Genomic DNA, 14,905 nt, shown 5'->3' on the forward strand with positions numbered 1-14,905 from the left:
CCACCCCCTCACCTTCACGAGCGAGCTTCAGCTGACCCGCGACGATTACGCTGTTGCCCGACCGCCCCTCGAGTACCGCCGTCGCGAGCGGTGACTCTCAGAGGATCGGTGACGGCGTATATCGAGCCGCTTCCGGGTAAGCCGAGATCAGCTTGCCCACCTGCGCCACCACCTCCGCGACCTGCGCGTCGGCCGCGCCGATGAACGCCGACTTCTCCGCCAGCGCCGTATCCAGGGCCGCCCGGTCCAGGGGCAGCCGGTCGTCGGCGGCCAGCCGGTCCAGCAGGTCGGGTTCGCGGCCCTGTTCCCGCATCGCCAGCGCGACCGCCACCGCGTGCTCCTTGATCACTTCGTGCGCGGCCTCCCGGCCGACCCCGGCCCGGACCGCGGCCATGAGGATGCGCGTGGTCGCCAGGAACGGGAGATAGCGATCCAGTTCGCGAGCTATCACGGCTGGGTAGGCGCCGAATTCGGCCAGCACGGTCAGGAAGGTCTCCATCATGCCGTCGATCGCGAAGAAGGCGTCCGGCAGCGCGACCCGGCGGACTACCGAGCAGAAGACATCGCCTTCGTTCCACTGCGCGCCGGCCAGTTCGGCGGCCATCGAGCCGTATCCGCGCAACACCACCTGCAGGCCGTTGACCCGTTCGCACGAGCGGGTGTTCATCTTGTGCGGCATGGCCGAGCTGCCGACCTGACCCGGCTGGAAACCCTCGGTCACCAGTTCGTGGCCGGCCATCAGCCGGATGGTGTGGGCCAGCGAGGACTGCGCGGCACCGATCTGCACCAGCGCGGACAGCACATCGTGGTCCAGGGAACGCGGGTAGACCTGTCCGACGCTGGTCAGCACGCTGGTGAAGCCCAGGTGCCGGGATACCTGCTGTTCGAGCGCGGTCAGTTTCGCGGCGTCACCGCCGAGCAGATCCAGCATGTCCTGCGCGGTGCCCATCGGGCCCTTGATCCCGCGCAGCGGATAGCGGTCGACGAGTTCACGCAGCCGGGTGAGTCCGATGAGCAGCTCGTCGGCGGCCGAGGCGAAACGTTTACCGAGGGTGGTGGCCTGCGCGGCAACATTGTGGGAACGCCCCGCCATCACCAGCGTTTGATATTCGGCAGCCCGTTCGGCCAGCCGGGCGGCCACCGCGACGCCGTGGGAGTGGATATGTTCCAGCGACAGCCGGATCTGCAACTGCTCCACGTTCTCGGTGAGATCGCGGCTGGTCATCCCCTTGTGCACATGCTCGTGCCCGGCGAGGGCGTTGAACTCCTCGATACGGGCCTTCACATCGTGGCGGGTCACCCGTTCCCGTTCGGCGATGGAGGCCAGGTCGACCTGTTCGACGACCCGCTCGTAGTCCTCCACCACACCGGGCGGGACGTCGACACCCAGTTCGGCCTGGGCGCGCAGCACCTCCAGCCACAGCCGCCGCTCGAGCACGATCTTCTGCTCGGGAGACCACAGATGCACCAGCTGCGGACTGGCGTAGCGGGTGGCGAGGACGTTGGGGATCAGGTCTGAGGTCACGTCCGGTCAGTCTAATGACCGGTAGCGGTCGATCGGCTGGTGCGTCGCCGGAGCGACGATATCGATGACCTCCAGCAGCGCGCCCCGGGCCGTCCGGCGGGGTTGCGGGTCGGATTCGCTGAGGGCGGCGACCACCGCGCCGTCCACCACCGCGACCAGTCGGCGCAGTTGTTCGGGCCGCACCATCCGGTCGGATCGGCGCAGCACATCGGAGAGCAGCTCGTCCAGCTGCCCGCGTAGTCGGAGCTGGACCTCGCGTAGCTCGGGGTGCCGGGCCGAGGCGACGGTGCGTTCGTAGCGGGCGATCAACCGCCCGCGCGCGCCCTCGTCCACGCCTTCGGGACCGATAAGCAGATCGAGAACCAGGTCGACGGTCGCCTCCGCACCACGACGGCGGTGGGTCACCTCGCCGATCCGCCGCCGCATGGCCTCGAGTTCGGCGTTGCCGCTGAACTCGACCGCCCGCGCGATCAGATCCTCGAGCGATTCGAAGTAATAGGTCGTGGAGGCCAGTGGAAGTTCGGCGCGGGTCGCGACCGAGCGATGCCGCACCGCGTCGAAACCGCCTTCGAGCAGTAACTCGGCAGCGGCAGCCACCAGCGCCTGGCGACGCCGTTCACCCTTCGGAGTCGTCGCGGTTATCACCGTGCCATCGTGCCAGTCGTCATCAATACATCCGTGCGAAATGAGGGAAAGGGGAAACAACCATCGATGTTTCTACCGCATCCATGCGGCGATGTTGTCGTACTGTGGAAAATCATTGCCGTGCACGGGGTTGTCCTGTGCTGTGCCGCAAGTAGTCCCGGAGCCGGGTGAGCGCCGCTTCGATCTCCGCCGTCGCTCCGGCGAAGGAGAGGCGGATGGTGCGATGCCCGTTGACGGTGTCGAAATCCAGACCCGGCGCCAGCGCCACTCCGGTGTTGGCCAGTACGTCCGCGCACCAGGCCATGGAATCGTCGGTGAGGTGGCCGATATCGGCGTAGGCGTAGAACGCGCCGTCGGCGGGTGCGAGGTCGGTGATACCGAGCTCGGCCAGCCCTTCCAGCAGGATGGCGCGGTTGATCGCGTACCGGTGCACATGCGCGTCGAGTTCGGTCCGCGCTTCGTCACCGAACGCGTGCAATGCCGCGTACTGCGAGATCGCGGGCGGGCAGACGGTCATATTCGAGGCCAGCCGCTGGAGCGCCGGAAGCAATACGGGCGGTGCCAGCATCCAGCCCAGCCGCCAGCCGGTCATCGAGAAATACTTCGACACCGATCCGATGACCACTCCCGAGCGAGAGGTCTCCCACGCCGAGGCTGTCCGCTCACCTCCGTAGGTGATGCCGTGATAGATCTCGTCGGAGATCAGCAGCGTGCCGTGCGTATCGCACCAGCGGGCCAGCGCCGCGAGTTCGTCCGGATCGATCATGGTGCCGGTCGGGTTGGCGGGACTGGCCACGATCAGGCCCCGCGGCGGTTCCGGAAGTTCTTCGAGCATGGCCACGGTCGGCTGGAACCTGGTCTCGGCGCGACAGTCCAGTTCGACCACCCGGCAGCCGAGCGCGGCCAGCGTATTGCGGTAGGCCGGGTAGCCGGGGCGCGCGACCACCACGGTGTCACCGGGATCGAACGCTGCCAGGAAGATGAGGGTGAACGCGCCGGAGGACCCGGTGGTGACCACGACGTCGTCGGGATCCACCGGATAACCGTAGGTCCGGTGATGGTGCCCGGCGATCGCCTGACGTAGTGGCAGGATGCCGAAAGTCTCCGTGTAGCCGAGCAATTCGGCATCGATGGCGGTCTTCGTCGCACGTAGCACCGGAGCCGGTGCCGGTGTCGAGGGCTGCCCGGCCGCGAGACTCAGTACGTCGCCGTGCGTTCGGGCGCGTTCGGCGGCGGCTTTCCAGACATCCATCACGTAGAAAGGGGGGATGGTCGAGCGCCGGGATTCAGTGGACACCCGACCGACGGTAGAACACCGCTTCGGGCGGTTCGACAGCTATGGTCTGCTCTGATGCTCGACAAGGCCGGCCGGCGGGCCGACGGCCCGCCAACACAGGACCCCGACTCCACCGCGCCCGGTCGCGGGACCGGGGCTCTGCGCCGACGCTGGAACCGGGCCGTGCACCCGCTTTCCGGGGCGCCGCGCCGGGACGCGCGCCCGGGCGCGTCGGCCGCGACGCCCGAGCCTGCCGGCCACGAACTCGCCACCTACTCCGGCCGGAGGCCGCAGGTCCCGCACGACTCGGAGCAGGACTCCGCCGAGCACCACTCCGGCGCGGTCGACACCGGATCGGAGCAGGACTCCGCTGAGCACGACCCCGGCGCGGTCGACACCGGATCGGCGGCAACGGGTCCGGGGCGCGGCGACGCACCGGAAACCACGGACCCGGGCCGCGGCGGTGCCAGCCGGCCGGAAACCACAGGTCACGATCCCGCCCCCGGTCCCGACGATCCCGAACCCGGCACCGGAGAGCGATCCATATCCCTGGACCGCGCGGCAGCGACCGGTGGTGGCCTGGTCATCGCCCCCGGCTGGCGGGAGCGTGCCGCCGCGCAGGCCCGGACGCCGGGTCCCCGGGTGGTCGCCGCCCACCGGTGGCTGCGGCGACCCGCCGTGGACCTCTGGTCCCGCCGTCCCACCCGGGCCGAACTCGCCGACCTCGTCGCGCGCAGGCCGTCCGCCGAGGACATCGCCTCCGTGGCCCGGCGCCACCGTGTACTCATCGGGGTCCTGCTGCTCGCCCTGCTGCTGACGGCGGGCGACGGATCCGCGGGTATCGCGGTCACCGACCGGAGCCCGGTTCCGGGAATCGCCTACCGCGTGGCTCTCGCCCATCCGCTGCAACTGTCCGCGCCGGTGCCGTCGGTACGCCGCTATCTCGATGCCATCGACAACGGGGAACGCCTGCGCGAACAGGCGGTGGTGGCCGCGGCCGCCCGGGCCACCCTGGAACGCGCCAAGGCCGAGGCCGCGGCCGCGGTCGCCGGCCACGAGCAGCCCTGGATCAACACCGCGCCGGTGCCCGGCGGACTCGAGGGCGGGCTGATCCCGCCCGGCGCCGTGCCGCCCGGCGCCGGTGGTTACGTCCTGCCCGCGCCGGGCACCTTCACCTCCGGTTTCGGCAGCCGGTGGGGCACGTTCCATCGCGGTATCGATATCGCCGGCCCGATCGGCACCCCGATCTACGCCGTCGCGAGCGGCACCGTGATCGATGCGGGTCCCGCCGCCGGTTTCGGCCTGTGGGTGCGGATCCGGCACGACGACGGCGCCATCTCCGTCTACGGCCATATGTACGATTTCTTCGTCTCGGTCGGGGAACGGGTCCCGGCCGGTATGCAGATCGCGCGAATGGGCAACCGCGGCGATTCCACCGGACCGCATCTGCATTTCGAGATCATCTTGGACGGTCGACATGTCGATCCGCAGCGCTGGCTCGCAGTGCACGGGCTCTCGTACCAATGAGCCCGGGGCGCCAGGGCAAATTCACAGAATCCGAAAAGTCGATCATCGGATAACGACTGTCCGCACGACTTACACGGATGTAAGTCCTGGTACATCGATTTCTCTCAGGAGAATAAAACCAACAGTTATGTTTGTGTTCAACTTCTGTTAATCTACCGCAATCAATCTGTGATTTGCCAGATAACGAATCGCAAGTTCGTTTGTCGCACGGTTATCGACTCGAGTCCGAACATTCCGAGCGACCGGTCGCCCCGGCGGGTGCAGTATGCCATCGGCGCGGACAACTGAATCTCCCATTTCCCATCACAAGTAATCGAGAAGCAGCGCAACGACCGCGCCGACGGCCATGACACCCGGCGGCGGAAACCCGCGCGCTGTCGGAGAGCCGTCCCCATGCGTTTACGAAACCTGTTACCGCTCGTCGCCGTCGCCACTGCCGTCGTGGTACCCACCCAGGCACACGCCGACGCACCCGTCACCGGTGTGCCCTCAGCACTGCAGGCTCCCGCCCAGCAGGCACAGCAGCAGCTCAACCAATGGCAGCAGCAGGTGCGACAGGGCGGGCTGCAGCAGTCGCTACCGGAGACCATCCAACCGGTGTCCTACTCCAACAACCTGGACGGCTGGATCCGCAACGCCCTGCACGTCCTCGGCCGGCACGGTATCCCGGCCAGCTACGACGGTATCCACCGAAATGCCATGCGCGAGTCCGGCGGTGACCCCCAGGCGATCAACACCTACGACTCGAATGCCGCGGCGGGCACCCCGTCGAAGGGGCTCATGCAGGTCATCGATCCCACCTTCCAGGCCTACCACGTGGACGGCACCTCATGGGATATCTACGACCCGGTCGCCAATATCGCCGCGGCCTGCAACTACGCCGCCCACCGGTACGGCTCCATCGACAACGTCTTCGGGGCGTACTGACCGGTCGGCCGGAAGGCCGGCCCGGTGCGGGCGAGCGCACGCCGCGGCGCCGCCCGCACCGCCGGGCCTCAGAGAGAGATACGGTCCTCGACAGCGGCCAGTCCGATATCGGAGCGGTAGTGGCTCCCGGTCAGTTTGATACCGGCCAAACGGTCGTAGGCCGCCTCCCGGGCCGCCGCCAGATCGACCCCGGTGCCGACGATATTGAGCACCCGCCCACCCGCGGAGACCAGCGCGCCGTCCGCACGCTGCGCCGTCCCGGCGTGCAGCACCGTCGCCGCGTCGTCGGTCGCCGCGTCACCGGCGCCACTGATCACATCGCCGGACCGCGGCCGGCCCGGATAGTTCTCCGCGGCCAGCACCACGGTGATCGCGGCGCCGTCACGCCAGCGCGGCGCGGGCGTCTCGGCCAGGGTGCCGGTCGCGGTGGCGTACAGCAATTCTCCGAGCGGACTGTCCAGCAGGGCGAGCACCGCCTGTGTCTCGGGGTCACCGAACCGGCAGTTGAACTCCACCACCGCGGGCCCGGCCGCGCCCATCGCCAGCCCCGCGTACAGCAGTCCGCTGAAAGCGGCGCCGCGACGGACCAATTCGGCGGCCACCGGCGCCACCACCTCGTCGACGATCTGCTCGACCGTCCCGTCGGGCAGCCACGGCAGCGGGGTGTAGGCACCCATCCCGCCCGTATTGGGCCCGGTATCGCCGTCCCCCACCCGCTTGTGATCCTGCGCGGGCAGCAGCGGCACCACCGTCTCCCCGTCTACCAGGCAGAACAGCGAAACCTCCGGGCCGTCCAGAAACGATTCCAGCAACACCGGGTGGCCCTGTTCGAGCAGTTCGGCGGCATGCCCACGGGCCGCCGAACGGTCGGGTGTGACGACCACACCCTTACCCGCGGCGAGCCCGTCGTCCTTGACCACCCAGGTCGGGCCGAAACGGTCCAGCGCCGCATCCAATTCGGCGGGCGAGTCCACGACTTCGCTGTGCGCGGTACGCACTCCGGCAGCCGCCATCACGTCTTTGGCGAACGCCTTCGATCCCTCGATCCGGGCCGCCGCGGCCGACGGACCGAAACAGGAGATTCCGGCCGCACGCACCGCATCGGCCACACCCAGGACCAGCGGTACCTCCGGACCGATCACCACCAGATCCGCGGCCACCTCCCGAGCCAGCGCGACCACCGATTCCGCGGAACCCGCGTCCACCGGCCGCACCTGCGCGTGCTGGGCGATACCGGCGTTACCGGGCGCGGCGACGATCGCGCTCACCGCCGGATCACGGCGCAGCGCAAGGACGAGGGCGTGTTCACGGGCTCCTGAACCGATGACGAGTACTCGCACCCGGACAGCTTATAGGTGCGGTATCGACCCCCGGCGGGGCAGGCTCACCGCCGGTCCCCGCCCGGTACCAGCGACTTCACCCCGCCGACGGCCATCTGTGGATGATGGAGGAAACACCTTGAACGGGTGGACAACCCGCGTGCCGGGCCCAGCGACCCCGGTGCGCGTATACGGGAGGACGTGCGCAATGGGTCTGATGGACGGAATCATGGGAAACGCCGGACAGGTGGAGCCGGCCCGGGCCCAGCAGGAATACCAGCGGCTACTCGGCAACGGCGAACAGGTCTACTCCGCCTACATCCTGGTCCGCGACGCCATGCTGTTCACCAACCGGCGGCTCATCCTCATCGACAAACAGGGCCTGTCCGGCCGCAAGGTGAGCTACCACAGCATCCCCTATCGCTCGATCACCCATTTCGCGGTGGAGACAGCGGGCACCTTCGACCTCGACGCGGAGCTGGTGCTGTGGATCTCGGGTACCGACACGCCGCTGCAGAAGAAGTTCAACCGCCAGGTCGACATCTACGAGGTGCAGGGAATTCTGTCGCACTTCGTCGGAGCGTGAGTGCGTTCTTCGGCGCGGCGACACTAGTCTCGCCCCCATGGCATCTGTTTTCAGTGCGATCATCGCCGGTGACCTGCCGGGCCGGTTCGTCTGGGAGGACGACGAATTCGTCGGGTTCCTCACCATCGCTCCGGTGACGCCGGGACACACCCTCGTGGTGCCCCGCAAAGAGATCGATCAGTGGCAGGACATCGAGCCCGAGGTCTTCGCGCGCCTCAACGGGGTCGCGCAGAAGATCGGCCAGGCCGTACGCGCGGCCTGGGACGCGCCGCGGGCGGGTCTGCTGATCGCGGGCCTCGAGGTCCCGCATCTGCATGTGCACGTCTTCCCGGCATTCACCATGGGGAATTTCGATATCTCCGGCGCCGATCCGAACCCGGAGCCGGAGTCCCTCGACGACGCCCAGGCGCGGATCAAGCAGGCGCTGCGCGATCTCGGCCACGGCGCGAACGTTCCCGCCTGAGTCAGGCCCGGTCCCCGCTGTCGTTCGCGGCGGCGGGGCCGGCCGGCTCCGGCCGGTTGCGCGGTAGCCGCACCGTGAAGGTGGTGCCCACCCCGGATGCGCTGTGCACTTCCACGGTGCCGCCGTGCGCGGCGACCAGTGCCTGCACGATCGACAGGCCGAGCCCTGTGCCACCGCTGCCCCGGCTGCGCGAATCGTCGGCGCGATAGAACCGTTCGAAAACCCGCGCGGCCTGCTCCGGAGACATCCCCGGCCCGGTATCGGCCACCTCGAGCCGGACCTCGTCCCGGTCGGGCGTCAGCCGGACGGTCACCACGGCCTCCGGTGGCGTGTGCACAAGCGCGTTGTTCAGCAGGTTCGCCAGGACCTGACGCAGCCGAGCCGCATCGCCCGGTATTTCCGCAGTGCCGGAACCGGGCCGCACTTCGAATCGGATCGTGCGCTCCGGGTCCCGGCGGCCCTGTGCGGTCGCGACCGCACGCGCACTGTGCACGGCGTCGCTGGTCAAGGTCAGCAGGTCGACCGGCGCGTGTTCCACCGGACGCTCGGCGTCGAGCCGGGCCAGCATGAGCAGATCCTCGACCAGTAGGCCCATCCGTTTCGATTCGCGTTCGATCCGGTCGAGCAGCATATCCGTATCCCCGGTGGCGCCCTGCCGGTACAACTCGGCGAAACCCTTGATCGTGGTCAGCGGTGTCCGCAGCTCATGGCTGGCGTCGGCGACGAAACGGCGCATCTTCTCCTCCGACCGCCGCGCGGCCTCCTCCGAGGCCTCGGTCGCGGCGAACCCGCGCTGGATCTGGGCCAGCATCGAGTTCAACGATTGCGCCAGTCGATCGACCTCGGTGTTGGTCCCGCGCATCGGCACCCGCCGGTGCAGATCCCCCGCCGCGATATCGGCGGCGGTCTCCTCCACCTGCACCAGCCGGCGCAGGCTACGCCTTATGACGAAGTACGCGGCCACCGCCAGCACCGCGAGCACCAGTGCCCCGATCACCAGCTGCAGCACCACCAGCCGTTCGACGATCTCCTCCGTCTCGTCCAGCCGCTGCGCCACCACACTGCTGCCCCGGGCGTTCACGGTGTAGCGGACCCGCCACTGCCCGGACTCACCCCCGGCCGATCCAGTGGTGAAGAACCCCGGCCGCATCTCCTGCGGTAGCTCCGGCGCCCCGTTACCGATATCGGACTGCAGATACAACTTGCCCGACTCGTCCTCGACCCGCGCGTAGTACGGCACAGGCGGCCGTTCCCGCCCCGGCTCCCCTGGTAGCGGTATCGGCGGACGGCTCCCGGGCCGCGCCCAGGTCTGGGCCTGCTCCTGCAGCTGCTGATCCACTCGATCGATCAACGCGGCGCGCAGCGCCGAGGTCACCGCCGCACCGGACGCCAGCAAGCCCGCGGCGGCGAGCGCGACCAGCGCCAGCACCAGCGTCACCCGTAACGGGACGGCGGCGAGGCGACCGGCGATCCCCTGCCGCCGGTCCGGCGCTGATACCGAGGGGGCCGGCGCGGCCTCGGCTGTCACGACCGGCCGGCGGATTCGCGCATCACATACCCGACCCCGCGCAACGTGTGGATCAGCCGCTGCGGGCCGGTATCGACCTTCTTGCGCAGATACGACACATAGGTCTCCACCACCCCGACCTCCCCACCGAAGTCGTAACGCCACACATGATCCAGAATCCGTGGCTTGCTCAGCACCGTGCCCGCGTTCACCATGAAATACCGCAGCAGCGTGAACTCGGTCGGTGACAACGCCACCGGCTCCCCCGCCTTGAACACCTCGTGCGTATCGTCGTCCAACTCGATATCGGCGAACCGGATACGCGACTGCTCCCGGGCAGGTGCGGTGGCCCCGGCCCGGCGCAGGATCACCCGCAGCCGCGCGACGACCTCCTCCAAACTGAACGGCTTGGTCACGTAGTCGTCGGCGCCCAGCGTCAAACCGGTCACCTTGTCCTGGATATCGTCGCGGGCGGTCAGGAACAACACCGGCGCATCGACACCGTCGGCCCGCAACCGCCGCAGCAGCCCGAACCCGTCCATCCCCGGCATCATCACATCGACGATCAACGCGTCGGGCCGGAATCCACGCGCCACATCGAGCGCCTGCGCCCCATCAGCGGCGGACGCCACCTCGAACCCCTGGAACCGCAAACTCACGGTCAGCAGTTCGACGATCATCGCCTCGTCGTCGACGACGAGCACCCGCGCCTCGGGTACTCCGCCCTGCGCCCCACTCATGCCCCCCATACTGGTCCACTCCGCTGGCATCTCCCTGCGCACTCGCTGTGAACAAGCTGTGTTGAATTGCGGCGCCTGCGGCGCCGCGGGGTCGAGGCCCCCTCGGTCCCGCCGTTCAGGCCTCGAGACTCGAGCCTTCGGCTCATGCGATGTGCGGTGGGCCGTCCATGGAGCGCAACCGTTGAGCACCTTCGGCAAAGGGCGGGACGGGCCTCGACCCTTTCAGGGCCTCGTAAGACAGTGAGGATGGGTGTGGCCCCGCAACGCTGGTGTCCTGACCCGTCGTAAGACAGTGGCACCGAGAGAGTGTTGCTATTCGGGAAGGTGATCAGACACCAGGTCTCCCGGGTGGTCGGGTCGGCATCCGATCAGGACATCGAATGCCGACCTCCACCGAGTACACGAGCCGACCTCGGGGTCCTAGTCCCGGTAGTCCTCATCGTCGTGGTTGCCGTCGGCCATCAGGGCCTTCCCCGCGACCTGTCCCTGGGCCAGTGCGTCCAGGAACGCCCGGGCCCAGCGGTCCACGTCGTGGGCCAAGACCTGGCGGCGCAGGGAACGCATCCGGCGGCGGCGGGTTTCGCGGTCGTCGGTGAGGGCGGCGACGATGGAATCCTTGACGCTGTCCAGGTCGTGCGGGTTGCACAGATAGGACTGGCGGAGTTCGGCCGCGGCTCCGGTGAACTCGCTGAGCACCAGCGTGCCGTTGAGGCCGGAGTGGCAGGCGACGTACTCCTTGGCGACCAGGTTCATACCGTCGCGCAGGGGTGTCACCAGCATGACGTCGGCGGCCACGAAGAAGGAGATGAGTTCTTCGCGGGCGATCGGACGGTGCAGGTAGTGGACGACGGGGTAGCCGACCCGGGCGAACTCGCCGTTGATGCGGCCCACCTGCCGTTCGATATCGCCGCGCATCTGGATATAGCTCTCGACCCGCTCCCGGCTGGGGGTGGCCAGCTGCACCATCACGGTTTCCGCCGGGTCGACCCGGCCTTCGGCCAGCAGTTCCTCGAGGGCGTTGAGCCTGATGTCGATACCTTTTGTGTAGTCGAGGCGGTCGACACCGAGCAGGATGTTCTTGGGACTGCCGAGTTCGGCGCGGATGCGGGCGGCACGTTCGCGCACCGAGCGCCGGCGCGAGTGTTCGTCGAGGCCGGCGGAGTCGATCGAGATCGGGAAGGCCCCGACTCGTACCGTCCGGAACCCGACCTGGACCACGCCCATCTTCGACCGGACGCCGACGGTGCCGCGCGAGGTGGGCTGACCGGCCAGGCGCCGGGCCAGGTAGAGGAAGTTCTGGGCGCCGCCGGGCAGATGGAAGCCGATCAGGTCGGCGCCGAGCAGCCCCTCCACGATCTCGGTGCGCCACGGCATCTGCATGAACAGTTCCACCGGCGGAAACGGGATGTGCAGGAAGAATCCGATGGTCAGATCCGGCCGCAGCATCCGCAACATCTTGGGCACGAGTTGCAGCTGATAGTCCTGCACCCACACGGTGGCGCCCTCGGCGGCGACCTTCGCGGTCTCCTCGGCGAAACGCCGGTTCACCTGGACGTAGGCCGACCACCAGGTGCGGTTGTAGACGGGGCGGACGATGACATCGTGGTACAGCGGCCACAGGGTGGCGTTGGAGAAGCCCTCGTAGTAGTCGGCGACCTCCTGCGCGGACAGCGGTACCGGATGCAGTTCCAGCCCGTCCTCGACAATGGGGTCGACCTCCACATCGGGGACACCGGCCCAGCCGACCCAGGCGCCCCGATTGCTGCGCAGCACCGGCTCCAGCGCCGTCACCAGACCGCCGGGGCTGCGTTTCCAGCGACTGCTGCCGTCCGGCAGTTTCTCCAGGTCGACCGGTAGCCGGTTGGCCACCACCACGAAGCCGGAACCGGCCCCGCGTTCGCGCAGGGGTTCGGCGTCCACCGCCTCGGGGAGAGCCTCCGCCGGGTCGATCTGGCTGCCGGTCGGCCCGGAGCCGTTACGGTCTCCGGGCCGGTCCACGGACACGGCGGTTTCATCCTCGGGGGTGGAATCGCTGGACGGCTGATCGGTCATCTGGTCCACTCACGCATCCTTTGCGCGGCGCTGAACGCCATGTAGTTGTGTGTGGGGATCCGCCGACGTCGCCGTTGGCGCCGGCGGCTGTTTACTCGGTGCGGGCTCCGGGGCCGATACCGAGCATCGACAGGAGCATCCGGCATTCGTCGGCATCGGCGGCATAGGCGGCCACGACCCGCTGCGCCTGACGAGCGGTCTCGTCGGCGAGGGGTTCCAGATCTTCGTCGGCGATACCGTTGGCGCTGCTCTTCGCGGCCATCTCAGTCCTTCCGGCAGGTGCGCTTGTATGTGAAATGTCAATGGTATCTGTCGGGGGAAGTGCCCGCTCTCGCCGCGGGGTAACACGACAGGGGCGGTCGGGGCTATACCGTTGGCAGCAGAAACGATGAGGAAGGGGCCCGCAGCATGCCGTTGGCCACGGTGAACGGAATATCGCTCAACTATCAGGTCAAGGGAGACCGCGCCAAGGGCACCGATGTCAAAGGTGGCGGTCCGCTGGTGGTGCTCATCATGGGCACCGGTAGCCCCGGCCGGGTGTGGGAACTGCACCAGGTGCCGGCGCTGCTCGCCGGCGGATATCGGGTCTGCACTTTCGACAACCGGGGTATCGCGCCCTCCTACGAGGCCGCCGGCGGGATGACCATCCACGAGATGGTGGCCGATACAGCGGCTCTCATCGAGTTCCTCGACGAGGGTCCCGCGCTCGTGGCCGGTACCTCGATGGGAGCGAGGGTGGCGCAGGAGCTCGCGCTCGCACGGCCCGAACTGGTGCGCAAGGCGGTGTTCCTCGCCGGCCACGGCCGGCTGGACCAGTTCCAGAAGACTCTGTCGCTGGGCGAGCACGAGCTGGACGCGAACGGGGTGCGCTTGCCGGCCAAGTACGAGGCGGCGCTGACCGCGGTGATGAATCTCTCGCCGGCCACCATGGCCGATACGAACAAGGCCCGCGACTGGCTGGATCTGTTCGAGTTCACCGGCGGTCCGGTCTCGCCCGGGATCCGGGCGCAGCGCCGGATGGACCACGAGTTCGACCGGCTGCACGCCTACCGCGATATCCGGGTGCCGTGCCTGGCCGTCGGCTTCGCGGACGACCGGATGATCCCGCCGTACCTGGCCAGAGAGGTCGCCGACGCCATACCGGGCGGCCGCTACCAGGAGGTTCCCGATGCCGGTCACTACGGCTATCTGGAACGCCCGGACGCGGTGAACAAGATCTTGCTGGAATTCTTCGCCGCGTGAGGGGAGGACCCAAAGCTAACGCCGAGCTTGCTAGTGTCGACACATCGTTTGGGTTCGCGACGCGGCAGCCGGAGATCAGACCCGGGCCGCCCGGGGCGGACCCAACACAGATCCGAAGCCAAACCCACAAGCACCCCAGTGAGGTGAAATGAGCACCAACCCGTTCGACGACGAGGACGGCCGCTTCTTCGTACTGGTCAACGACGAAGAGCAGCACTCCCTGTGGCCCGCCTTCGCCGAAGTCCCGGCCGGCTGGCGGGTGGTCTTCGGTGAGGACAGCCGCGCCGCCTGCGTGGAGTACGTGGAGCAGAACTGGACCGATATGCGGCCCAAGAGCCTGCGTGACGCCATGGCAGCGGACGAGGCGGCCCGCAAGTAGGCCGAATCGCCACGGGCCCGGCCGGCGCGGGCTCCGCCTTCCCACACGACGCCCTTCGCGGATGACGTGCGAGACAGGTGTGAGCCCGATGGCCGGGCTTTTACATTTCGCGAACTCTCGAACCGCACCGTATGATCGGCTGCCGAGCGACCGTTCGCGGGCCGCTCCGCCGCCTTGGCGCAACTGGCAGCGCAACGTACTTGTAATGCGTAGGTTGTGGGTTCGAGTCCCACAGGCGGCTCCGCTTACTTCCCGGCCCACCGACATGTCGGTGGGCCGGGTTATTTTGCGGCGATGAGGCATTGCCGGGGGTGTTCTGCGCTGCTGGTCAAGCGCAGCCAGAAGCTGTATTGCACAACAAAATGCCAACAGGCGGCGCAGCGCGCGGAGAAAACCCGGCTCTGGCTGGCGACCGGCGAGGCCGATGTGGGTAGTTATCAGGGGCACTACATACGTGACCATCTCGCAAAAGACCAAGATGGCCGCTGTGCGATCTGTGGGATCGGAGACGAATGGCAGGGCGAACCGCTCGCATTCGTCTTGGACCATATCGACGGCGATCCGACCGCCAACCAGCGCGAGAACCTGCGTCTCATCTGCCCGAACTGCGATTCGCAGTTACCCACGTTCAAAAGCCGCAATCGTGGCCGGGGCCGACATGTGCGGCGCACCCGCTATGCGCGCGGCCAGTCGTACTGATCGGACCGAGCCGGCGCG

15 protein-coding genes and 1 tRNA gene are annotated in these 14,905 nt (G+C 68.2%); 8 read left to right on the forward strand and 8 right to left on the reverse strand.

The window, feature by feature from the left end:
* Positions 1–97: 97 nt before the first annotated feature.
* From purB to NS4_RS26575, 3 genes are all read right to left on the reverse strand, one after another.
* Positions 98–1,525, reverse strand: coding sequence for an adenylosuccinate lyase (gene purB, locus NS4_RS26565; protein ID WP_174552138.1), 1,428 nt, complete (start codon positions 1,523–1,525; stop codon positions 98–100).
* Positions 1,526–1,531: 6 nt separating this feature from the next.
* Complete coding sequence (locus NS4_RS26570; protein ID WP_063062236.1) at positions 1,532–2,170, reverse strand: TetR/AcrR family transcriptional regulator; 639 nt, start codon at positions 2,168–2,170, stop codon at positions 1,532–1,534.
* A 112-nt stretch (positions 2,171–2,282) separates the two neighbouring features.
* Positions 2,283–3,467 (reverse strand): pyridoxal phosphate-dependent aminotransferase, encoded by a 1,185-nt coding sequence (locus tag NS4_RS26575; protein ID WP_157106268.1) that lies wholly within the window; start codon positions 3,465–3,467, stop codon positions 2,283–2,285.
* Positions 3,468–3,521: 54 nt separating this feature from the next.
* On the opposite strand from NS4_RS26575, the gene NS4_RS33010 reads away from it, so the two are divergent.
* The gene (locus NS4_RS33010; RefSeq protein ID WP_218020416.1) at positions 3,522–4,973 is read left to right on the forward strand and encodes a peptidoglycan DD-metalloendopeptidase family protein; all 1,452 of its coding nucleotides are present in this window, start codon (positions 3,522–3,524) and stop codon (positions 4,971–4,973) included.
* A gap of 393 nt (positions 4,974–5,366) precedes the next feature.
* Complete coding sequence (locus NS4_RS26585) at positions 5,367–5,900, forward strand: transglycosylase SLT domain-containing protein (protein ID WP_084487753.1); 534 nt, start codon at positions 5,367–5,369, stop codon at positions 5,898–5,900.
* A 68-nt stretch (positions 5,901–5,968) separates the two neighbouring features.
* Here the strand turns inward: NS4_RS26585 and purD are convergent, their stop codons facing one another.
* Positions 5,969–7,240, reverse strand: coding sequence for a phosphoribosylamine--glycine ligase (gene purD, locus NS4_RS26590; protein ID WP_063062238.1), 1,272 nt, complete (start codon positions 7,238–7,240; stop codon positions 5,969–5,971).
* 187 nt (positions 7,241–7,427) lie between these two features.
* Between purD and NS4_RS26595 the strand changes: the two genes are divergently transcribed.
* Positions 7,428–7,805 carry a PH domain-containing protein gene (locus NS4_RS26595; RefSeq protein WP_030522883.1) on the forward strand — a complete coding sequence of 126 codons (378 nt, stop codon included), beginning with the start codon at positions 7,428–7,430 and terminating at the stop codon, positions 7,803–7,805.
* Between the two features lie 37 nt (positions 7,806–7,842).
* Positions 7,843–8,268 carry an HIT family protein gene (locus tag NS4_RS26600; RefSeq protein WP_039821919.1) on the forward strand — a complete coding sequence of 142 codons (426 nt, stop codon included), beginning with the start codon at positions 7,843–7,845 and terminating at the stop codon, positions 8,266–8,268.
* 1 nt (position 8,269) lies between these two features.
* Here the strand turns inward: NS4_RS26600 and NS4_RS26605 are convergent, their stop codons facing one another.
* The 4 genes from NS4_RS26605 to NS4_RS32720 form a co-directional block, all read right to left on the reverse strand.
* On the reverse strand, positions 8,270–9,796 hold the full coding sequence (locus NS4_RS26605) for a sensor histidine kinase (RefSeq protein WP_084487754.1): 1,527 nt from the start codon (positions 9,794–9,796) through the stop codon (positions 8,270–8,272).
* A complete protein-coding gene (locus NS4_RS26610; RefSeq protein WP_157106269.1) occupies positions 9,793–10,524 on the reverse strand; it encodes a response regulator transcription factor in 732 nt (243 codons plus the stop codon). The genes NS4_RS26605 and NS4_RS26610 overlap by 4 nt, the downstream gene beginning before the upstream one ends.
* A 411-nt stretch (positions 10,525–10,935) precedes the next feature.
* On the reverse strand, positions 10,936–12,567 hold the full coding sequence (locus tag NS4_RS26615; RefSeq protein WP_245665756.1) for an alpha,alpha-trehalose-phosphate synthase (UDP-forming): 1,632 nt from the start codon (positions 12,565–12,567) through the stop codon (positions 10,936–10,938).
* A gap of 91 nt (positions 12,568–12,658) precedes the next feature.
* Positions 12,659–12,829, reverse strand: a complete 171-nt coding sequence (locus tag NS4_RS32720; protein WP_169333239.1) for a hypothetical protein — start codon at positions 12,827–12,829, stop codon at positions 12,659–12,661.
* Between the two features lie 146 nt (positions 12,830–12,975).
* Here NS4_RS32720 and NS4_RS26620 point away from each other — a divergent pair, with 146 nt between their 5' ends.
* The 4 genes from NS4_RS26620 (at position 12,976) to NS4_RS26635 (ending at position 14,887) form a co-directional block, all read left to right on the forward strand.
* Complete coding sequence (locus NS4_RS26620) at positions 12,976–13,809, forward strand: alpha/beta fold hydrolase (protein ID WP_063062240.1); 834 nt, start codon at positions 12,976–12,978, stop codon at positions 13,807–13,809.
* 148 nt (positions 13,810–13,957) lie between these two features.
* Positions 13,958–14,188 carry an MbtH family protein gene (locus tag NS4_RS26625; RefSeq protein ID WP_030522889.1) on the forward strand — a complete coding sequence of 77 codons (231 nt, stop codon included), beginning with the start codon at positions 13,958–13,960 and terminating at the stop codon, positions 14,186–14,188.
* A 168-nt stretch (positions 14,189–14,356) separates the two neighbouring features.
* A tRNA-Thr gene (locus NS4_RS26630) sits at positions 14,357–14,429 on the forward strand.
* Positions 14,430–14,482: 53 nt separating this feature from the next.
* Entirely contained in the window at positions 14,483–14,887 is a 405-nt protein-coding gene (locus tag NS4_RS26635; protein WP_063062241.1) for a hypothetical protein, read from the forward strand.
* Positions 14,888–14,905 lie beyond the last annotated feature (18 nt).

This window comes from Nocardia sienata NBRC 100364 (genome assembly GCF_001613205.1).
Classification (GTDB): Bacteria; Actinomycetota; Actinomycetes; order Mycobacteriales; family Mycobacteriaceae; genus Nocardia; species Nocardia sienata.